This window comes from Billgrantia aerodenitrificans (assembly GCF_021404405.1).
GTDB classification, from domain to species: domain Bacteria; phylum Pseudomonadota; class Gammaproteobacteria; order Pseudomonadales; family Halomonadaceae; genus Halomonas; species Halomonas aerodenitrificans.
This window is the reverse complement of the sequence record NZ_JABFTV010000023.1, coordinates 1-18,961: the sequence shown is the minus strand read 5'-3', so window position 1 is coordinate 18,961 and position 18,961 is coordinate 1. Positions and strand designations below refer to the sequence as shown.

Genomic DNA, 18,961 nt, shown 5'->3' with positions numbered 1-18,961 from the left:
CGCGATCGACTCATAGTGCAGCGCCGCGGCGAAGGACGACAGAATGGCCTCGAACCCGATCATCTCACACCACCCCGATGCGCATCAGATGCGCCGTCAGCCCATACAGCCCGAGGGCGGGGATCACCGCCGTCAGCAGCACCACATGCCAGCGGCGCTCGCCCAGCAACAGCAGCAGCGAACCGATCATGAACGGCGCCACCCAGGTCAGCGGAAAGCGATCCACCAGCACGATGAAGCCCAGCACGAAGAGAAACGGCCAGGTCTGATGCCACAGATGCCCCAGCTCGGGCAGGCGGAAGAACGGCAGGCGCCGGCGCAGCAGCGCGATGGCGCTGAGCAGCGCCAGGGCCAGGGCGCAGACCAGCATGACCCAGGCGCCGAGAGTGGCCAGGGTACGGGGATGCATGCCGACGGCGAAGCCGCGGCCGCCGTAGGTGGGCACGACCCAGGTGAGCAGCAGCACCGCGAGGGCGGCGACGCCCAGGCCGGACCAGAAATTCATGCGTAACGATATGGGATTCTCGGACATGTTGTTGTTTGAGCGCCGATTCGGTAACGGGAGGTTGGAAAGCCGTAAAAGCCATGTATCGATTGCAACGACTGTCGATTGAAACAACTGTGAGCTGTGGTGGGATTTGGCGCTACGTTGCACTCTAGTGCACTTTCTGCGAAAGTAAGTGCGCCAGAGTGCACCATCCCGTCTGGCGCACCGGGAGCCCACATGCACGACGACTTCGTCGCCAACCTCAGGCTGTTGTGCAGCTATTACCCTTCCATTGCCGAGGTATGCCGTCGGCTGGATATCAATCGCGCCCAGTTCAACCGCTATCTGAGCGGACGCTATCGGCCTCGGCATGCCGCCATGCGTCGTCTGTGTGCGTTCTTTGGTGTGGAAGAGCATGAGCTCTACCTGCCGCACGAAAACTTCGTTTCTCTGGTGCAGGCGGGGAGGCTGCCGACCGAGTCGACACGCCAGGGGGGAGTCGAGTGGCCGGACGCCTTACTGCAGCGTGGGCGTGAGGGCATGTCCCGCTATCTGGGGCGCTACTTCGAGTACTACCACTCGATGGCCCAGCCCGGGCACATCATTCGCACGCTGGTATGTCTGGAGGAGCGGGAGAGCGGCATCGTCTACCAGCGTACCGAACGCATGCAGGGGGCGAATCAGGCTCGACCTTGCCACAATCGCTATACGGGGGTCGCGGTCAAACTCGCCGACCGCATCTTCCTGACCGATCATGAAACCCTCAATGGCTACGAAGTCACGCATACCATCCTGTTTCCGACCTTCCAGAGCCAGGTGACACGGCTGACCGGGCTCAGGCTCGGCGTGGCGGACAACAGCGAGCGCATGCCTTGCTGCGTGCGGGTGATGTTCGAACGCATCGATGAGCAGGTGGGACTGCGTCGGGCACTGTCGCAGTGCGGTCTGCTTTCGCTCGACGACCCCAGCCTGGACGCCGCACTGCTGGCGGCGGTGCGCAACGATGTGGCGCCGGGGGAGCAGCATTTCCGGGCGCGCCATCAGGGCGAATTTCAGGTCGCGCCTGAAGCTAGCTGAAAGCGTAGACATCCATGGCCAGCACCCCATGCTCCACGCTGTGGTGCAGGCGACTGGCCTCGCCGCCGGCGCCCAGCGCCACCAGCAGCGGCTGGAAGTGCTCCGGTGTGGGGTGGTTGCGGCGGGCCTGAGGCGCGGTTTCCCACGCCAGCAGTGCGTCGCGTTCTCCGCCGGTCAGCTTGTCGTGTACCCAATCGGTGAACTCGCCAACCCAGGCCGGCGTCGGTGCGCCCTGTACCTGCATCTCGCTGAGGTTGTGGGTCAGGCTGCCTGAGCCGACCACCAGTACGCCCTCTTCACGCAACACTGCCAGTGTTGTGCCGATATCGATCAGCGCCTGATTCGACCAGCTCACCGGCAGCGACAACGACACCACCGGCACCTCGGCGGCGGGAAACATCAGCGACAGCGGCACCCAGGCGCCGTGATCCAGGCCCCGCTCAACCGGTACGGCGTTGAGCGTGCGCGCCAGGCGCAGGGCCAGCTCGGGGGCGCCCGGCGCCGGGTACTGGCACTCGTAGAGCTCGCGGGGAAAACCGCCGAAGTCGTGGATGGTCTCGGGTCGCTGGCTGACGCTCACCAGCAGGCGCTCGCTGGCCCAGTGGGCCGAGACCACCACGATGGCCTTGGGCGAAAGCCCGGCACCGAACTCACGTAGGAAGTCGTGGGCCGGCCCCGGGGTGAGGGCCAGCATGGGCGAGCCGTGGGAAATGAACAGGCTGGGCAACATGGCATAGCTCCTTGAAAAAGCGCCTTGAAAAAGCTCCTCGATGCCTGGCGCCGCGGGGCGACGCCAGGCAGAGGGCTAGCAGGCAGAGAGGTCAGGCGAAGCGGCGGCTGACGACCAGGCTACCGCTGCCAAGGCCGGCCTGGACCAGCAGGGCGACGGCCCAGAATACCGGGAATTCCCAGCCGCCGCCCGGGTTGGAGAAGACCCAGCCATTGCCGATATGCGCCCAGGCGGCACCGAGCAGGATGGGTACCAGGGCCAGGCTCACCCAGCGGGTATAGATACCGAGCACCAGCGCCAGACCACCACCGACTTCGGCCAGGATGGTCAGGTAGGCGATGAAGGCGGGCAGACCGAGCGACTCGAAGTAGCCGACGGTGCCGGGCACGGTGAAGACGAACACCTTGAGCAGGCCGTGGGCCAGGGCCATGATGCCGAGCGACACGCGCAGCAGGGCAGTGGCATGGGCCTGGTTTTGAGACTGGGCTTGAGCTTGAGCCGGTGAAGCGGCAAGCGGGATAGTGGTGGTTTGCATGGGAAGGACTCCGTTGTTGTCAGGGATGCCTTCACTTTACGCTGCGCTTTGCTCGGGATAATCACTCTATGGCGAACAACTTTATTGCGCAATAGGCGACAATCCCATCTCCCGCTCCCATTCGGGCGGGTCGCCCCAGGCCTCGGCAAGATAGTCGAGCAGCCGCTCGACCTTGGCCGGCAGGTGGCGGCGTGCCGGGAAGACGCCGTAGATCCCCAGGGTGACCGGCTCCTCGTTTTGCAGCAGCGGTACCAGTCGTCCCTGGCGGATGCTCTCGGTGATCAGAAAGCTCGGCTGGTGGGCGATGCCCAGCCCGGCCTCGGCGGCATGGGTCAACACATCGCCGTTGTTGCTCTCCAGTGGCCCGTGAACCGTGAGGCGCTTCCCGCCGAACTGCCATTCGCTGCCGCCGGTGGTGCGATAGCGCAGGCAGCGGTGCTCGGTCAGCTCCTTGAGAGTTTGTGGTTCGCCGTAGCGGGCCAGATACTCGGGCGAGGCGCAGGGCACCAGGCGGCAGCGCGCCAGGCGCCGCGCCACCAGAGTGGAGTCGGGCAGGCTGCCGATGCGGATGGCCAGATCGTAGCCCTCTTCCAGCAGATCCACGCGGCGGTCGTTGAGGTCGAGGCGTACCTCCAGGGCGGGATGTTCAACCATGAAGCGCGCGATCAGCGGCGAGAGAAAACGCATGCCGAAGGACATCGGACCGTTGACCCGCAGCCGGCCGCACACCTCGGTGCTGCCGGCACCCAACTCGGCTTCGGCCTCTTCCAGCGCTTGCAGAATGCCCTGGGCGCTGGCCAGGTAGCTCTCGCCGGCCTCGGTGAGGTGCAGCCGCCGGGTGGTACGCTGCAGCAGGCGCACGCCCAGGTGGCTCTCGAGCTCCATGATCAGGCGCGAGATGCGCGTACGCGACAGGTTCAGCGTTTCCGCCGCGCGGGTGTAGCTGCCGAGTTCGGCGACCCGCACGAAGGCGGTCATGGCATCCAGCAGGTTCATGGTCTCTCCTCGCGCACCTCAATAGCCGGTCATTTCCAGATACCCGATGCCTCTCTCATCACCCCCATCTTCGCCGCTGGCGGCATCCCGGGCGATCACTTCGCCTTCCCAGTAGGCCACGCTGGTCTCCATCCAGCGCTCGGCGTGGGGCGCCTCGACGATCAGGTCGAGTTCGGCGCGGGGAATCTCCAGGTGCCAGCGGGTCGGCACTTCGCGCCCTGCCACGCGCCGGGTGGTCAGCGGTGTCATGGCGATCTCGTCCGGGGCCAGCGCGGTGGGCTCGCCCTCGGGGCTGATCCAGGTGCCCGAACGGTAATCGCTGCCGTCGGCGCCGCCCCCGCGCAGTTGGAAGGCCATCAGCTTGTGGCCGCTCGCCAGGTGCAGCGAGAACCAGTCCCAACCCTGCTGCTCGGGGCCCAGCAGCTGGCTGCTCCACTCGCGGTCGAGCCAGCCGCGTCCGCTCACGGCGCGGGTCTCGCCGTCCAGGGTGACCTCGCCTTCCACGCGCCAGAACGGCTGGCTGTAGTACATGGAACCCTGGCCGTCGGCAGATTTCTGGCTGAAGCCTTCCGTGCCGTGCAGCACCAGCGGCCCCTCGGCGACGAGGGTCAGGTCGTAGCCGAAGCCGCCGTGCTCGTCGTCCTGGTGGGCTGCCAGCGTGAGCTCGGCGAAGGTGTCGCCCGGCTCGTCTGAGGTATCGACGCGACTGACCAGCTGCCAGTGATCGATCCAGGCGCGGAAGGGCTCGGCCACTGCACCTGCTTGACCGCTCTCATCCTGTGAGTGGCTGCGGGCGAAGCGTTCCGCCACCCGGTGGGTCTCGCCGCGGGAAACCGCCATGTGCGCCATCCACAGCTGGTCGGCGGCCCAGGGGCCGGGCTCGGGGCGCTCGTTCGGTGGCGGCTCTTTGGGTTCAGTCAGCGCCTGGCGGAACAGGGTCCACTGCAGGCCCAGCGGCTCGCCGTCCTCGTCCTCGAGGTTGGCGGTGAGGTACCACCACTCGATGCGGTAGTCCGGGTGGGCGGCGTGGTCCTCGGGGAAACTCAGGCGGATGCCGTCGTGAGCCTGGGCGAAGTCGCCGGCCTCCTGACCCAGCCCGGCAAAGCCGGCGGTCTCGTTGGGCGGCGGCTCTTCGGCGCAGCCCGCGAGCGTGAACATGGCCAGTAGCGTGATCAATGCGACGCTGCGCTTCATGTCGAGTCCTCTGCCAGCAATGCGCGTGGCGGCGTGCGCCGCAGTTTGGTGGCCGGCACGGCGGCAGCGACCAGCGCTACGCCCACTGCGGTGGCTAGCGTAAGCGCCATTTCTGCGGGGAATACGTACAGCGGCAGGCGCCAGCCGAAGGCTGCCACATTGATCACCGCCACCAGCCCCAGTGCCAGCAGCGTGCCCAGCGGCAGCGCCAGGGCGCCGACCACGAAGGCCGAGCCGCCGAGCTGGGCCAGTTGCACCGTTACCAGCCGCTGGCGCGGAACGCCCAGCGCCCACAGTGGCGCCAGCTGACGGCGGCGTTCCCGGGCCTGGGCCAGCAGGCTCGCCAGCAGCGCCAGGGCGGCCACACCCAGCGTCAAGGCGGAGAGCGCCCGGGTGATGGTGAAGGTGCGCTTGAAGATGCCGGTGGCGATGCGCTTCACCTCGCGCTGGTCCACCAGTTCGTCGCCGCCGATGGCGAAGTGCTGGCGCAAGCCTCCTCTCAGCGCGGCTTCATCGCCGCCCGGGGCCAGCACGATGCCGATGGAGCCCGGCGGGGCGGCGAAGCGGCTGACAAGCTCCGGCGTGGCCAGCAGCACCTCGCCGCGGGTATTGCCGTAGTCGGGGTAGACGGCGGCCACCGGCAGCATCGCTTCTCCTCCGGGCGCCGTCAGGGTGATGCGGTCGCCCGGGGCGAGCCCCTCGGAAATGGCGAGCTGCTCGTTGACGAAGGCCGCCTTGCCCGCGGCGAAGGCCTGCCAGGCGGCATCGCGGCCGGCCTCGGTCGCCAGCAACGGCCAGCTCGGCAGCAGTGTCGTGCCGGGGGTGATGCCGTAGACGCCTACCGGCAGGGCCCGTTCGCGTTCGTCTCCATTGTGCGCATCTCCGCCCCGTTCCACGGCAACCAGCGTGGCCTCGCTGCGACGGGTAGGCAGCAGCTCGGCGACCTCACTGTGCTCGGCCAGCCAGGCGTGGATGTCGTCGTGCTGCTCGGCGGGCGGGCGCAGGTAGAAGTCCGCCACCAGGCGCTGGTCGAGCCAGTCGAGAAAGGTCAGGCGAAAGCCGCCGACCATGCTGCTCACGCCCAGGTTGGCGGAGAGCGCGATCAGCAGCGCCATCATCGCCAGCGCCAGTCGCGGCAGCTGCAGCTGCAGATCGGCCAGTGCCCACTGGGCCAGGGGGCGTCGGCGCAGCAGGCGGCCGAGCCCGGCCAGCAGCAGGGCGATCAGGGGCGGCAGCCACAGCGCGCTGGCCAGCAGCAGCGCGGCGACCAGGCCGAAGCCGGCCAGCAGCCCCTCGCCCGGCGGCTGGTAGGAGAGCCACGCCCAGAGGGCCAAGCCAACTAAGGCCACGATGCCACCCGCCATGCCCATGAATCGTAGCTGGCGATGAAAGCCGGCATGCCAGGCCTGGGCCTGACCCAGCCCCAGCACGCTCAAGCGGGCCGCTCGCCACAGCACGCCGCTGCCGGCCAGCAGCAGCCCGCCCAGGGTCACGGCGAGCCCGCCGAGCCAGTAGTGCCAAGGCAGGTTGAGGGCAACCGCCACGTCGGCCCTGTACAGGCTGCCCAGGGTGGCCGCCACGTCGGGCTGCAGCACCCGGGCCAGCCATACGCCGCTGACGATGCCGGCCAGGGCGCCGATGATGCCCAGCAGCAACAGCTCCAGGGCGAGCAGGCCGACCAGCCCGCGCCCCGACACACCCAGCGCCCGCAGCGTACGCAGTAGCCCCAGGCGCTGCTCCAGAGCCAGGCCCAGCGCCGCCTGCACGATGAACAGCCCCACCGCCAGGGCCAGCAGCGCCATGGCGGTGAGATTGAGGTGGAAGCTCTCGGTCAGCTGGCCGGGCGAGACCAGCGTGGCCGCTCGGGTCAGTACCAGCCCTTCCGGAGACCGTTCGAGCGCCTCGGGGGCGGCGACCAGACGGGTGATGCGCTCGCCGCTGCCCAGCAGCGCCGCGGCGGCGGCGATGTCCATCACCAGGGTATCGGGCGGCAGCATAGGGGCCAGAGTCAGCGGCGGCAACTGGGCCTCGGCCAGACGCGGCTCGGCGCCGGGGGCCTCGCGGTGGCTCAGGCCCAGCGCCGGCAGGGTATCCGGGGCGACACGGGTCTGCCACGGCGGGGTGAGAAAGTCGGTGAGCTCTCCGGCTGAGCCTGCCGCGGCGAAGTCGCTGTCGCCGGGCAGGGTGAAGGGCTCGATGCCGATCACCGTCAGCCGGGTGCCGTCGGGGGCTTCGATGGTGCCTTCCAGCAGCGGCGAGACGGGCAGGCCGGCGCGGCGCAGGCGCAGGTAGTCGTCGCGGGTCAGCGGCTCGCCGTCGCGGCGTTCCAGGCGGTCGAGCCCGGTGGTGAACAGCGCTTCGGCGCGGGCGTAGCTGTCGCGGGCCGAGGCGTTGATCGCCTGCACGCCGCTCCACAGGGCGCTGGCGACCCACAGCCCGAGCAGCAGCATGGCGAGCTGGCCGGGGTGGCGCTTGTAGTGAGAGAGCAGGGTGGCAAGGGCAGTCAGCATTCAAACGCCGTTTTCGCTGTGAGACACGACCTTGATTCGCGGCTGGTGCCACAATAGAGTGAAAACAATTATCACAGCCTTAATCATCTGGGATCATCCATGGCCAGCCCTTGCCCCGCCTATTCTATCGAGAGCTTCTACCATGACCATCATGGCTGGTTGCGCGGCTGACTGCATCCTCGCATTGCCCTCTAGTCTCATGATCGATGACAGTGGCCGGGTTGAACCTTGAGACTGCTGCGTTACGTATACTCCCGCCTTTCCGAGGACCTGATGCTGCTGGCATTGGTGCTGGCGTTTCTGGCCTTGATCGCCATGATGCCGGAGAAGTGGCGCCTGCTGCCCCAACTGGTCGAGTGGCATACCATCGCCATCCTGGCCGGTCTGATGGTGCTGAGCCGCGGGCTGGAAGACAGCGGCGCGCTAGCGCAGGCCGGGCGTTGGCTGCTGGTGCACATGCACAGCGAACGCCGGCTGGCCCTGGCCATGGTGCTCTTTGCGGCACTGCTGTCCGCCGTGATCACCAACGACGTGGCGCTCTTCATCGTCGTGCCGTTGACCGTCAGCCTCGGCAACATGGCGCGGCTGCCCATCGGTCGCCTGATCATCTTCGAAGCGCTGGCGGTGAACGCCGGCTCGGCGGTCAGCCCCATCGGTAATCCGCAGAATCTCTTTCTGTGGCAGCTGTCGGGCGACAGCTTCATTACCTTCCTCGTGGCCATGCTGCCCATCGCCGGCTGGATGCTCGGGGTCCTGCTGCTGCTGACCGCCGTCGCCTTTGCCGGCCGTCGAGTGGACGTAAATCTGGACATGACGCGCACCTACATTCACTCCCGGCTGTTTCGCGTCTCGCTGCTCTGCTACCCAGTGTTTCTGTTGCTGGTGGAGTTCGGGCTGACGTTGCCGGCGCTTGCCGGGGTGCTGGCACTGTTCCTGCTTTGCTGGCGTCGGGTGCTGCTGGGAGTGGACTGGCTGATCCTGGCCATCTTCATCCTGATGTTCATCGACCTGGGCCTGCTCGCCCAACTGCCCTTCATGATGAAGGTGGCTGATGGACTCATTGCCCTGCCCGGCGGTGAGGTCACCGGGGCGGCGCTGCTCTCGCAGCTGATCTCCAACGTGCCGGCGGCCATCTTCCTGGCACCCTTCTCCGAGCAGTGGTACTGGCTGGCCTGGGGCGTCAACGTTGGCGGCTTCGGTCTTGCCATCGGCTCGCTTGCCAATCTGATCGCCCTGCGACTCAGCCGCCAGCAGGGGCTCTGGGTGGCCTTCCACGCCTGGTCGATACCGATGCTGCTGGTCAGCCTGTTGGGAGCTTTCTTGTTGTCAGCCGTGCTCGGTTGAGAAGTCCGTCAGCCCAGCCGGCCGTGGGTGAGGCGTAGGCAGCGGTCCAGCGGCGCCGCCACCTGGGCGCTGTGAGTCACCATCAGCAGGGCGCTGCCGGCCTCGCGCACCAGTTCCAGCAGCAGGGCCAGCACTTCGCCGGCGGTGGTCTCGTCGAGGTTGCCGGTGGGCTCGTCGGCCAGTAGCAGGGCGGGGCGTGGCGCCAGCGCCCGGCCGATGGCCAGACGCTGCTGCTGGCCGCCGGAGAGCTGCTCGGGGTAGCGCCGTTCCAGGCCGGCAAGTCCCAGTCGCTGCATCAGATGTGCCGACCACTCGGGCGTTTCACGCCCAGCCAGCCGCGCCTGCAGGCGCAGGTTGTCAAGCACGTTCAGGCTCGGCACCAGGTGGAACTGCTGGAATACCAGGCCCAGGGTATCGCGACGCAGACGGGCGCGGGCCGGTTCGTCCAGCGCGGAGATCGAGCGGTCGGCAAGGAGCACCTCGCCGCTGTCCGGCAGATCGAGACCCGCCGCCAGGTGCAGTAGGGTCGACTTGCCGCTGCCGGACTCGCCCATCAGCGCCAGGCTCTCGCCGCCGCGCAGCTCGAGGTCCACGCCCTCCAGCACCGCAAGCGGCCCCTGGGGCGTGGCGTAGGTCTTGTGAACCTGGCGAAATTCGAGCATGGCCGGGCCTTCCTTGAGTAAAGGCTCATCGTCCCACAAGCGGACGGCTCAGGCGAAGATGCGTTCGAATTGACCAGAAATTGTTTGGCCCTGAATAAGGGCAATGGCCTGGAAAGGCGAAGGCTTCTTGTCCCGCGAGTAAGCCAAAATATCCACAGGCAGGTAAAGCCTCTCTTCGAGCTTGCACTTGATTTCGGCCAGGGAAAGGCGTGGCAGCGGAGTCGACGAGATGAGCAGAAGATCGAGATCGCCGCCTTTGCGATTGTCGTCCAGGCGAGAGCCGAACAACCGCACTTCGACGTCGCCACCGACAATATCGTGGACAGTCGTCAGGATGATATGAACCTGTTCATGTGTCAGGCGCATTGCGGTGTGCTCCATCAATGGCATGATGAGTCTAGCATCATTACGCGATATCACGCTTGCAGGTGAGCCAGTCTTGACCGTCACGGTATCCATGCATTTCGTCAACGAGCTGTTCCTCGGGGTGCCCGAAAGCGAGGCTGCCCGCGAAGGCTATCTCGTTCGCGCGGGCATCTCGCCGTTCCTGCTCAGCGCGCCCCACGGACGGGTGACGGTGGAGCAGTTCGCCACGCTCTACCGGCTACTGGTCAACGCCTGCGACGACGAGACACCGGGTTTCTTCGCCCGGCCGCTGCGCAGCGGTACGCTCAAGCTGCTGTGCCTGAGCGTGCTGGAGGCGCCCACGCTGAAGGTGGCGCTGCATCGCTACACGCTGTTCTTCCGCATCGTGCTGGACGACTTCGGCTATGAGTATCGCGTCGAGGACGGGCTGGCGCGGGTGGCGCTGGTGGAACATCGGCCGCCGACAGGCAGCCGTATCCTGGTGCACGAGCTGATGCTCAAGCTGTTCCACGGTATCTGTTCGTGGCTGATCGCAAGCAAGATCCCGCCGGTGATGATGGAGTGCGCCTACGCCCAGCCGCCCCACAGCGCCGACTATCTCTACTTCTATCCGGGCAAGGTGAGCTTCGAGCGCGAGCAGACCGCCATCTACTTCGACGCCGCCCTGCTCGAGCTGCCGATCCGCCAGACCAAGAAGCACCTGGGCGCCTTCCTGCGCCGGGCACCGGCCGACTGGTTCTACGTCTCCTTCGAGGATCGCGTGGTGTCGCATCGGGTGCGCGAGCACCTGGCGCGCCATCTCGCCACCTCGGGCTCGGTGCATGACGTGGCCCGGGCGCTGCACATGTCGGTGCGTACGCTGTCGCGGCGGCTGGCCGCCGAAGGCACCCACTTCCAGGCAGTGAAGGACGAGTTTCGGCGCGACTTCGCCATCCAGGCCCTGACCCGCAGCGAGCGGCCGCTGCTGGCCATCGCCGACGAGCTGGGTTTTCAGGACCTGGCCTGCTTCAGCCGCGCCTTCAAGGGCTGGACGGGCAACTCGCCCGCCGCCTACCGGCGGGCGAGTACAAGGCTGCCCCAGAGCGCCTGAACTTGCGCCGTCAGGCCGGCTCGACTTTGGCCTGGTCCCGTGCCAGCTCCTCGCGCCGGGTCATGCGGCGATAGAAGAGCGTGGCGATGGTGGAGTTGATGACGATGAACAGCGAGTACATCACCGGAATCAGCAGGATCAGCTGCTGGGTTTCGTCGGCGAAGGTCATGATCACGATCAGCGCCGCCAACGGACCGTTCTGAATGCCGGTTTCCAGCGACACCGTTCTGGCCTTCTGCGGATTCAGCCGCAGCGAGCGGGAGAACAGGTAGCCGAAGGCGAAGCCGATCAGACCGATCAGGATGACCGCGGCATAGACCTCCCAGCCGGTCTCGACCAGCAGGCGCCAGTTCCTGGGCACCCAGGTGACCACCAGGAAGAGGATGACGATGGCGCCGAGGATGCCCCCCATCAGCTCGATGACGGCGCCGACGTTGGAGTTCCTGCGCCGCAGCCACATGCCGATCAGGGTGGGGATCAGCAGCACGAAGAGCAGCCGGGCGATCTGATCCGGCGGAATGCGGAAGGCGTCGTCGATGCCCTGGGTGTAGAGCTCCATCAGCAGCGGCACCATGATGAAACCGGCCAGGGTGGAGCAGATGGTCATCATGATGCTCAGGCTGAGCAGGCTTTTCGAGAAGTAGGCGAAGATGTTGGAGGTGGTGCCGCCGGGCATACAGCCCACCAGTATCAGGCCCACCGTTTGCTCTGGGGTCAGGTTCAGCACCCGCGACAGCAGGAAGGCGATCAGCGGCATCAGCATGTACTGCGAGGCGAACCCCACACCGACGGCCTGCGGGTGGCGCATGGCCAGCCTGAAGTCCTTGAAGGTCAGCGACGACCCCATGCCGAACATGATGATCACCATCATGAGGGAGAGCAGGGTCTCTTCCAATGGGCTCAGCATTCGTTATGCTCCAGCGTCTCGTTGTTATTGAATGGTTATTGAGTCGTTGTTATCGAACCCGGTACGCGGTCAATGAGGTCAACCGCCTGTGGCTGCGGTTCGCACTTCCTTGCGCAGTACCTTGCCGACGGGGGTCTTGGGCAGTTCGTCCCAGAACACCACCTTTTTCGGCACCTTGTAGCCGGCCAGCTCCTGCTTGCAGTGGGCGATGACATCCTTCTCGCTGATGCCCTCTTCGCGCAGCACCACATAGGCATGCACGGCCTCTCCGGACTGGGCGTCGGCAACGCCGATCACCGCCGACTCCTGCACCTGGGGGATGCGGGCGATGCAGTCCTCGACCTCATTGGGGTAGACGTTGAAGCCGCTGACCAGAATCATGTCCTTCTTGCGGTCGACGATACGGAAGTGGCCGTCTTCGCTCATCACGGCGATATCGCCGGTGTAGAACCAGCCGTCCTTGAGGGCGTTGGCGGTCTCCTCAGGGCGGTTCCAGTAGCCCTTCATCACCTGCGGCCCGCGCACGATGATTTCGCCCGGCTCACCCACCGCCACCGGCTCGCCCTGATCGTCGACGATGCGCACGTCGGTTTCCGGCGCGGGAATGCCGATGGAGTCGGTGAGCTCCTTGCCGATGGGGTTGAAGCAGATCACGGGGGAGGTTTCCGTCAGGCCGTAGCCCTCGGTGATGGGGCTGCCCACCACGTTGCGCCAGCGTTCGGCCACCGACTTGTGCAGAGAGGTGCCGCCGGCCAGTGCCACCTTCATGGAGCGGGGCGGATAGACGGTGAACCACTCCTCGTTCAGCAGGGCGTTGTAGAGGGTGTTGACTCCCGAGATCCAGGAGATGTCGTAATTGTCGAAGGCGCGCTGGCAGTTCTGAATCGGGCGTGGGCTGGGCACCAGAACGTTGTGCGCCCCCTTGTGGTAGAAGGCCAGCAGGTTAACGGTGAAGGCGAAGATGTGGTAGATCGGCAGCGCCGTCAGGATGCACTCCTTGCCCGGCTCGATGTGACTGCCGGCCACCGAGTCGACCTGCTCCAGGTTGCTGATCAGGTTGCCGTGGGTCAGCTCGGCGCCCTTGCTGACCCCGGTGGTGCCCCCCGTGTATTGCAGCAGGGCGGTATCCGTGCGGGACAGATGCTGCCAGTACTGGCGGACATCGACACCGGTGTCGGCTTTCACCTGGCGCCCCTTTGACAGGGCCTGATCGATGGTGTGAACGCTCAGCCGGTGCTTGGGAATCACCCGGTTCCAGTACTTGAGCACCAACTGCAAGACCCCTTTCACCATGGGCGGGAACCACTGGGCTACGGAGGTGACCACGACCTGCTTGATCCCGGTCTGCTCGAGGATCGCCTCCAGCTTGTCGACGAACATGTCGACGATCACCAGCACCTGGGCACCACTGTCGTTGAACTGGTGTGCCATCTCCCGTTTGGTGTAGAGCGGATTGACGTTCACCAGGATGCAGCCGGCCTTGAGGATGCCGAAGGCCACCACCGGCAGCGTCAGGCAGTTGGGCATCTGCACGGCCACGCGGGCGCCGGCTTCCAATTGGAGACATTCGCGCAGGTAAACGGCGAAGGCATCCGACATCTCTTCCACTTCGGCGTAGGTCAGGCGGCCGTTCATGCCGTTGGGCATGCAGGTGGTGAAGGCGAGCTGTTGGCTGTAGGTCTGCCCGGCCGCCTGAAGGAGCGCCGGCAGGTTGTCGTGAAGGTGATGGCTGGCGGTGGCTTCACCGGTGTCAGGCTGGACGGCAAGGTAATGGCTCATCCAGGGTTTGTTATCGTAATACTGAACGTTCGACATGAATGGCCTCTCATGAGGGGCCTGGCTGCTGCGCAAGCGCTACGCCAACACAGCGACTCAGGACCTTTCTTATTACTTTCTTCCAAGTTATTGCTTCTTCCAGTTTATTACTTCTTTCAGTAACCATCTGTGCTGCAACGCAATATGGGCTATAAGCCTGATAGAGAATCGCACAGTGTTCGGGAACCGGAAAGGATGCCCTCTCAGCTCACACCTCCTACCTCTCCAGCAACAGCGCGATGCCCTGGCCGCCGCCGATACACAGCGTGATCAGCCCATAGCGGCCTCCGGTACGCTCCAGTTCGGCCAGCGCCTTGATGGTCAGGATCGCGCCGGTGGCGCCGACGGGATGCCCCAGCCCCACAGCACCGCCGTTGGGGTTGAGTCGCTCGGCGGGGAAGTCGAGCTCGCGTGCTACCGCCATGGCCTGGGCGGCAAAGGCCTCATTGGATTCGATCACGTCAATGTCGGCGATGGAGAGCCCTGCCTCGTCGAGGCAGCGGCGCACGGCGGGAATCGGCCCCAGACCCATCAGCCCGGGTTCGACCCCGGCGGTGCTGGCACAGACCAGCCGCGCGCGTGGCGCAAGACCGCGGCGTTCGGCCTCGTCGGCGTGGGCCAGCACCAGGCTGGCGGCGCCGTCGTTGATGCCCGAGGCGTTGCCGGCGGTGACCACGCCCTCCTTGGCGAAGGCGGGCTTGAGTCGGGCGAGATCCTCCAGCGTGACACCGTCGCGCACGTGCTCGTCACGCGAGAACTGGCGCTCGTTTTTCCCCTCGCGCACCGTGACTGGCACGATCTGCTCATCGAAGCGGCCCTCGGCGATGGCGCGGGCAGCCTTGTGGTGGCTTTCCAGGGCGAAGCGGTCGATCGCCTCGCGCTCGAGCCCGCAGCGTTTAGCGATGTTCTCGGCGGTCACGCCCATGTGGCCGCTGCCGAAGGGGTCGCTGAGCACGCCCAGGGTCAGGTCGGTGACGCTGGCGTGGCCCATGCGCAGGCCGTTGCGAGCCTGGGGCGGCAGCAGGTAGGCACCTCGGCTCATCGACTCGGCGCCGCCGGCCAGCGCCAGACGGCTGTCGCCGAGCACGATCTGCTGGGCAGCTGAGAGAATCGCCTGCACGCCTGAGCCGCACAGGCGGTTGACGTTGAACGCCGCCGCGCCCTCGGGCACGCCGGCATCCAGGGCGATATGACGGGCCAGGTAGGCGTCCTGCGGTCCGGTGGTGATGATGTGGCCGTAGACGGCATGGTCGATGGCCCCGGCCTCGATGCCGGCGCGGGCCAGCGCCTCGCGGGCGGTGATGGTGCCCAGCTCATGGGGAGCGAGCCCGGCCAGACTGCCGCCGAAGCTGCCGATGGCGGTGCGAGCGCTGTCGAGAATGACGACGGAATCGAGACGCATGAAACTCTCCTGTGTACCTTGAATTGCCCTTCTTGGATTGCCTGGGCAAGCGGTCAGGCCGTGTCGCTCCTGCCGAGCAGCGAGCGGGCGATCACTTCCTTCATGATTTCCGAGGTGCCGGCGTAGAGGGTCTGCACGCGGGCATCCAGGTAGAAGCGTGAAATCGGGTATTCGCGGGTATAGCCGTAGCCGCCGAACAACTGCAGGCAGGCATCGATGGTGCGGCACTGCATCTCGCTGAGCTGGAGCTTGAGAATGGCGGCGTCGGTACCGCTCATCTCCCCCTGGCGGTACTTCGCCACGCACTGTTCGAAGTAGGCGCGGCCCATGTCGATCTGCGCGCGCACCTCGGCGAGGGTGAAGCGGGTGTTCTGGAACTCGGCCACGGCGCGGCCGAAGGCGCGGCGCTCGCGCACGTAGTCGAGGGTCAGCGCCAGCGCGCCCTCCATGGCGCCCAGCGCCTGGGCTGCCACGCCGAGGCGTTCGCGGGGCAGCTCCTGCATCAGATAGGCGAAGCCGGCGCCCGCCTCGCCAAGGAGGGCGTCTTCCGGCAGGCGCAGGTCGTCGAAGAACAGCTCGGCGGTATCGCTGGCGTGCTGGCCGATCTTCTTGATCGGCTGGCCGCGGGAGAAGCCGGCAAGGGTGGTATCAACCAGGAACAGCGAGACGCCGCGGGCGCCGGCGGCGGGGTCGGTCTTGGCGCAGACGATTACCAGATTGGCCACATGGCCGTTGGTGATGAACAGCTTGCTGCCGTCGAGCCGCCAGCCCGATTCGGTACGGCTGGCCCGGGTCTTCATCGCCGCCAGGTCGCTGCCCGCACCGGGTTCGGTCATGGCAATGGCACCGATGGTCTCGCCGCTGGCCATGGCCGGCAGCCAGCGCTCGCGCTGGGCCGGCGTGGCGATGTGCAGCAGGTAGGGCATGACGATGTTGGCGTGAATGTTGTAGGCGCTGGCCAACCCGCCGAAGCCCTGCCGTGAGATTTCTTCCAGCGCCAGCTGGGTAATGGCGAAGTCGGCGCCGCTGCCACCCAGTTCCACCGGCAGATCGATGCCCAGCAGGCCGGCTTCGCCGAGCTGCTGCCACAGCGAGCGCGGCATCTCGCCGGCTTCTTCCCACGCTTCGTAGTGGGGTGCCACTTCCTGCTCGAGAAAGCGGCGGATGGTGTCGTGGAACAGCGGCGTCAGGTCGTCTTGCGGTGCGCTCATAGGGTCAGCTCTCGTGTCGCTTTGGCGTGTCATCGTCTGCCCTTGTGGTTGTTGTGAGAGGCTTTGGGTCGTTGCGACAGGCTGTGGATAAGCCTGTGCGTAATTTGGTGAACCTTTGTGCAAAGGGTGTGAGTTGGCTCAAGAGCGGCTGCTCGCCCCAGGTACGCCCGTTCATGGTAGGAGGAAAGTGACTCGCTGGGTTTACGCATCGAGCCACACTTTTTGCAATTCGTGCCATCTATCGGGATAAAAGAGAGTGGCTAGACTTTAGTTTTAGTCATATGGAGACAGAACGTGCCACCCGGCGCCTTGCGGCACCGACTACCCGCTCTTTCTGAACTGATGCGGCGATTTGCCTGTCCAGCGCTTGAAGGCTCTTCTGAAGTTTGCGCTGTCGCTGAATCCCAGCCTTGCCGCGATATCATCCGTACTCATTTTCGTTGCCAGCAGATACTCGGTTGCCAAGGTGCAGCGCGCATCATCGAGAATTTCCCTGTAGCTGGTCATTTCCGCATCCAGCTTTCTGCGCAGGGTGCGTGTGGTGATGCAGAGCAAATCGGCGACGGCTTCCATGCTGGGAAAGCTGTTCGGTGACATCATCAAGACTTGATAGACTTCCCCCGTGATGCCATACGACATCTTGGTCTGGCCGAGGAGTTGGTTACAGGTCTCCTGAAGCAGCTTGATGGAGAGCTGATTGCCCAACAAAGGAGACTGATCGAGAATTTCCTTCGGGTAGTGAATTTCACTCGTTTCCTGGTCGAAGTGGCACTCGCAGCCAAGATATTTTTCGTGAATGTCCCGTGTGCCTGCGTCGGAATAGGCAAGCAGGGCTTTCGTAGGCGTCAGGCTTGGGCCCACGGCGTCACGAATATGGATGACGTTCTGCCCCATCTGTTGCTGGATAAGAAAATTTCTCGTGTTGATGTTAGTGATATACGAGTAGGCCTCCTTGAACGCAAAGATGGCCGACTCTTCCGATTCCCGCCATGTCATATGCAGGGTCGGCGTCGCCAGGGGGTGATATTTCACGCCGAAATTGAAGTAATCACGAATGGTCGGGCTGGTGAGCAGGGCATATCCATACATGCCGTAGGCAGTCAAATGCAGCCTGGCGGCAGTTTCGAAAGGAGTGGAAAGGTTGGCCCCTGCTTCAATGACATTGGTGCAGGCATCGATGTACTGCTTGATGCAAACCAGGGTGGCCGGGTCCGCGAGGGCCTCCCGATCCAGACCGAGCCCATCCATTACCACTTCGGGCGCGATGCCCTGTGCCGCCACGGCATCAACCAAAGCGGCAATCTTGTAAGGTGCATAAATCTTCTGGTTCAGCAGGTTAGCTTGGAAAGCAGGCATGATGGCTGCCTCGATGAATGTCCGAAAAAGACCTCATGAAGACCGTTTCTGACCTTCCTTGAACCCAGGATACCTTTGTAGAGTAGCTGCAGACAACATCGCTCCCGAGGCCATTCATGAGGGGTCGCCAAAAGAGCGCCAGTCAGGCCTGGGTTGTCGGGAGTGAAAACGCCTCTTTTTATAAAAACAGCATCAAGCTGATTGAAAGGTAAGGAAAACAAGATGAAATCCCAGCACGCCATCATGCTCGCCGGGCTCGCCATCGGCGTGAGCCTGGTCTCTCTGAGCGCTACCGCTCAGGCTCAGCAAAACTGGACCATGACTACCACCTGGCCGGATAGTATCGATGCGATCAAGATCGACCGCCACTGGGTGGAGCTGGTTAACAAGATCGCCGGCGACGAGCTGCAAATCGACTTCCGTGCCGGCGGTACCCTGATGCCCGGCACCGAGGTGTTCGATGCCACCGAGACCGGCAGTATCGAAGCCTCCGGTGATTGGCCCGGCTACTGGGCCGGCCGCAACCCGGCCTTCTCGCCGCTGGCCTCCACGCCCATGCTGTTCAACGCCGTGGACTACCTGAACTGGATTCAGCAGTGGGGCGGCCGCGAGCTCTACGAAGAGATCTACGGTCAGTTCGGTCTGGTTTACCTGCCGTATGGCGTGTTGAACAACGAGTCGGGCTTCATGGGCCGCACGCCCATCGAGAGCCTTGCCGATCTCGACGGCAAGCGCCTGCGTCTCGCCGGACGCGACCAGGGCCGCGTGCTCGAGCAGCTGGGCGGCTCCCAAGTCACCCTGGCCGGCGGTGAGGTCTACCAGGCCATCGAGCGTGGTGTAGTCGATGCCGCCGAGTTTTCGGCGCCGGGGATCGACTATAGCGTGGGCCTGGCGGAAGTGGCCGACTACTGGGCCACGCCGGGTTGGCACCAGTCGGCGACGGTGTTCGGCGTGATGATCAACCAGGACGCCTGGGACGCCCTCTCCGAGGAGACCCAGGAGAAGCTCAGGATCGCCGCCGATGCCACCCTGGCCTGGTCGTTGGCTTGGTCGGAAAGGGAGTCGACCGAGGGCACTCAGAAATTCATCGACGCCGGTGTGACCATCAACCATTTTTCTGAATCCGACCTGGCTCATATCCAGCAAGTCACCAACGACGTGATCCTGCGCGGCGCCTGCGAGCACCCGGACCACGCCAAGGTCTACCACTCCATGATCGGCTACCTGGAGCACTACGCCACCTGGCGTGACATCTCCGCGCCGTTCAACATGAGCCGCA

17 protein-coding genes are annotated in these 18,961 nt (G+C 65.1%); 4 read left to right on the top strand and 13 right to left on the bottom strand.

Translation table 11 applies throughout. From position 1 onward, the window contains the following. Positions 1–64 precede the first annotated feature (64 nt). Positions 65–505 carry a hypothetical protein gene (locus HOP59_RS23270; RefSeq protein WP_234255727.1) on the bottom strand — a complete coding sequence of 147 codons (441 nt, stop codon included), beginning with the start codon at positions 503–505 and terminating at the stop codon, positions 65–67. A 219-nt stretch (positions 506–724) separates the two neighbouring features. Between HOP59_RS23270 and HOP59_RS23265 the strand changes: the two genes are divergently transcribed. Further along, positions 725–1,564 carry a helix-turn-helix domain-containing protein gene (locus tag HOP59_RS23265; RefSeq protein ID WP_010626329.1) on the top strand — a complete coding sequence of 280 codons (840 nt, stop codon included), beginning with the start codon at positions 725–727 and terminating at the stop codon, positions 1,562–1,564. On the opposite strand, the gene HOP59_RS23260 is transcribed toward HOP59_RS23265, so the two are convergent. The 5 genes from HOP59_RS23260 to HOP59_RS23240 form a co-directional block, all read right to left on the bottom strand. Beyond that, a complete protein-coding gene (locus HOP59_RS23260; RefSeq protein WP_234255726.1) occupies positions 1,557–2,294 on the bottom strand; it encodes a DODA-type extradiol aromatic ring-opening family dioxygenase in 738 nt (245 codons plus the stop codon). The two genes, HOP59_RS23265 and HOP59_RS23260, sit on opposite strands and share 8 nt — an antisense overlap. Before the next feature lie 91 nt (positions 2,295–2,385). Further along, positions 2,386–2,829, bottom strand: a complete 444-nt coding sequence (locus tag HOP59_RS23255) for a DoxX family protein (RefSeq protein ID WP_234255725.1) — start codon at positions 2,827–2,829, stop codon at positions 2,386–2,388. 81 nt (positions 2,830–2,910) lie between these two features. Then, positions 2,911–3,825, bottom strand: a complete 915-nt coding sequence (locus HOP59_RS23250; protein WP_234255724.1) for a LysR family transcriptional regulator — start codon at positions 3,823–3,825, stop codon at positions 2,911–2,913. 18 nt (positions 3,826–3,843) lie between these two features. Next, entirely contained in the window at positions 3,844–5,019 is a 1,176-nt protein-coding gene (locus tag HOP59_RS23245) for a lipocalin-like domain-containing protein (protein ID WP_234255723.1), read from the bottom strand. Continuing rightward, on the bottom strand, positions 5,016–7,529 hold the full coding sequence (locus HOP59_RS23240) for an FtsX-like permease family protein (RefSeq protein ID WP_234255722.1): 2,514 nt from the start codon (positions 7,527–7,529) through the stop codon (positions 5,016–5,018). The genes HOP59_RS23245 and HOP59_RS23240 overlap by 4 nt, the downstream gene beginning before the upstream one ends. A 228-nt stretch (positions 7,530–7,757) precedes the next feature. On the opposite strand from HOP59_RS23240, the gene HOP59_RS23235 reads away from it, so the two are divergent. Beyond that, a complete protein-coding gene (locus tag HOP59_RS23235; RefSeq protein ID WP_234255721.1) occupies positions 7,758–8,873 on the top strand; it encodes an SLC13 family permease in 1,116 nt (371 codons plus the stop codon). 8 nt (positions 8,874–8,881) lie between these two features. Here the strand turns inward: HOP59_RS23235 and HOP59_RS23230 are convergent, their stop codons facing one another. Beyond that, on the bottom strand, positions 8,882–9,535 hold the full coding sequence (locus HOP59_RS23230) for an ABC transporter ATP-binding protein (RefSeq protein WP_234255720.1): 654 nt from the start codon (positions 9,533–9,535) through the stop codon (positions 8,882–8,884). A 48-nt stretch (positions 9,536–9,583) separates the two neighbouring features. After that, complete coding sequence (locus HOP59_RS23225) at positions 9,584–9,994, bottom strand: nucleotidyltransferase domain-containing protein (RefSeq protein ID WP_234255719.1); 411 nt, start codon at positions 9,992–9,994, stop codon at positions 9,584–9,586. Here HOP59_RS23225 and HOP59_RS23220 point away from each other — a divergent pair. Further along, a complete protein-coding gene (locus HOP59_RS23220) occupies positions 9,975–10,991 on the top strand; it encodes an AraC family transcriptional regulator (protein WP_234255718.1) in 1,017 nt (338 codons plus the stop codon). The genes HOP59_RS23225 and HOP59_RS23220 overlap by 20 nt on opposite strands. 10 nt (positions 10,992–11,001) lie before the next feature. Here HOP59_RS23220 and HOP59_RS23215 read toward each other — a convergent pair whose 3' ends face one another. From HOP59_RS23215 to HOP59_RS23195, 5 genes are all read right to left on the bottom strand, one after another. Next, on the bottom strand, positions 11,002–11,898 hold the full coding sequence (locus HOP59_RS23215) for a bile acid:sodium symporter (RefSeq protein ID WP_010626346.1): 897 nt from the start codon (positions 11,896–11,898) through the stop codon (positions 11,002–11,004). 78 nt (positions 11,899–11,976) lie between these two features. Then, positions 11,977–13,713, bottom strand: a complete 1,737-nt coding sequence (locus HOP59_RS23210) for an AMP-binding protein (RefSeq protein ID WP_010626347.1) — start codon at positions 13,711–13,713, stop codon at positions 11,977–11,979. Positions 13,714–13,930: 217 nt separating this feature from the next. Beyond that, positions 13,931–15,115: a beta-ketothiolase BktB gene (bktB, locus tag HOP59_RS23205; RefSeq protein ID WP_234255717.1), complete on the bottom strand. Its 1,185-nt coding sequence runs from the start codon at positions 15,113–15,115 to the stop codon at positions 13,931–13,933. 53 nt (positions 15,116–15,168) lie between these two features. Continuing rightward, positions 15,169–16,326, bottom strand: a complete 1,158-nt coding sequence (locus HOP59_RS23200) for an acyl-CoA dehydrogenase family protein (protein ID WP_234255716.1) — start codon at positions 16,324–16,326, stop codon at positions 15,169–15,171. A 321-nt stretch (positions 16,327–16,647) separates the two neighbouring features. Continuing rightward, complete coding sequence (locus HOP59_RS23195) at positions 16,648–17,682, bottom strand: AraC family transcriptional regulator (RefSeq protein ID WP_234255715.1); 1,035 nt, start codon at positions 17,680–17,682, stop codon at positions 16,648–16,650. Between the two features lie 222 nt (positions 17,683–17,904). Here HOP59_RS23195 and dctP point away from each other — a divergent pair. Continuing rightward, a partial coding sequence (gene dctP / locus HOP59_RS23190) for a TRAP transporter substrate-binding protein DctP (RefSeq protein WP_234255714.1) occupies positions 17,905–18,961 on the top strand: 1,057 nt, incomplete at its 3' end.

Coding starts and splice junctions, on each gene's coding strand:
- HOP59_RS23270 (WP_234255727.1), bottom strand. CDS start 505: ATGAATTTCTGGTCCGGCCTGGGCGTCGCCGCCCTCGCGGTGCTGCTG.
- HOP59_RS23265 (WP_010626329.1), top strand. CDS start 725: ATGCACGACGACTTCGTCGCCAACCTCAGGCTGTTGTGCAGCTATTAC.
- HOP59_RS23260 (WP_234255726.1), bottom strand. CDS start 2,294: ATGTTGCCCAGCCTGTTCATTTCCCACGGCTCGCCCATGCTGGCCCTC.
- HOP59_RS23255 (WP_234255725.1), bottom strand. CDS start 2,829: ATGCAAACCACCACTATCCCGCTTGCCGCTTCACCGGCTCAAGCTCAA.
- HOP59_RS23250 (WP_234255724.1), bottom strand. CDS start 3,825: ATGAACCTGCTGGATGCCATGACCGCCTTCGTGCGGGTCGCCGAACTC.
- HOP59_RS23245 (WP_234255723.1), bottom strand. CDS start 5,019: ATGAAGCGCAGCGTCGCATTGATCACGCTACTGGCCATGTTCACGCTC.
- HOP59_RS23240 (WP_234255722.1), bottom strand. CDS start 7,529: ATGCTGACTGCCCTTGCCACCCTGCTCTCTCACTACAAGCGCCACCCC.
- HOP59_RS23230 (WP_234255720.1), bottom strand. CDS start 9,535: ATGCTCGAATTTCGCCAGGTTCACAAGACCTACGCCACGCCCCAGGGG.
- HOP59_RS23225 (WP_234255719.1), bottom strand. CDS start 9,994: ATGGATACCGTGACGGTCAAGACTGGCTCACCTGCAAGCGTGATATCG.
- HOP59_RS23215 (WP_010626346.1), bottom strand. CDS start 11,898: ATGCTGAGCCCATTGGAAGAGACCCTGCTCTCCCTCATGATGGTGATC.
- HOP59_RS23210 (WP_010626347.1), bottom strand. CDS start 13,713: ATGTCGAACGTTCAGTATTACGATAACAAACCCTGGATGAGCCATTAC.
- bktB (WP_234255717.1), bottom strand. CDS start 15,115: ATGCGTCTCGATTCCGTCGTCATTCTCGACAGCGCTCGCACCGCCATC.
- HOP59_RS23200 (WP_234255716.1), bottom strand. CDS start 16,326: ATGAGCGCACCGCAAGACGACCTGACGCCGCTGTTCCACGACACCATC.
- HOP59_RS23195 (WP_234255715.1), bottom strand. CDS start 17,682: ATGCCTGCTTTCCAAGCTAACCTGCTGAACCAGAAGATTTATGCACCT.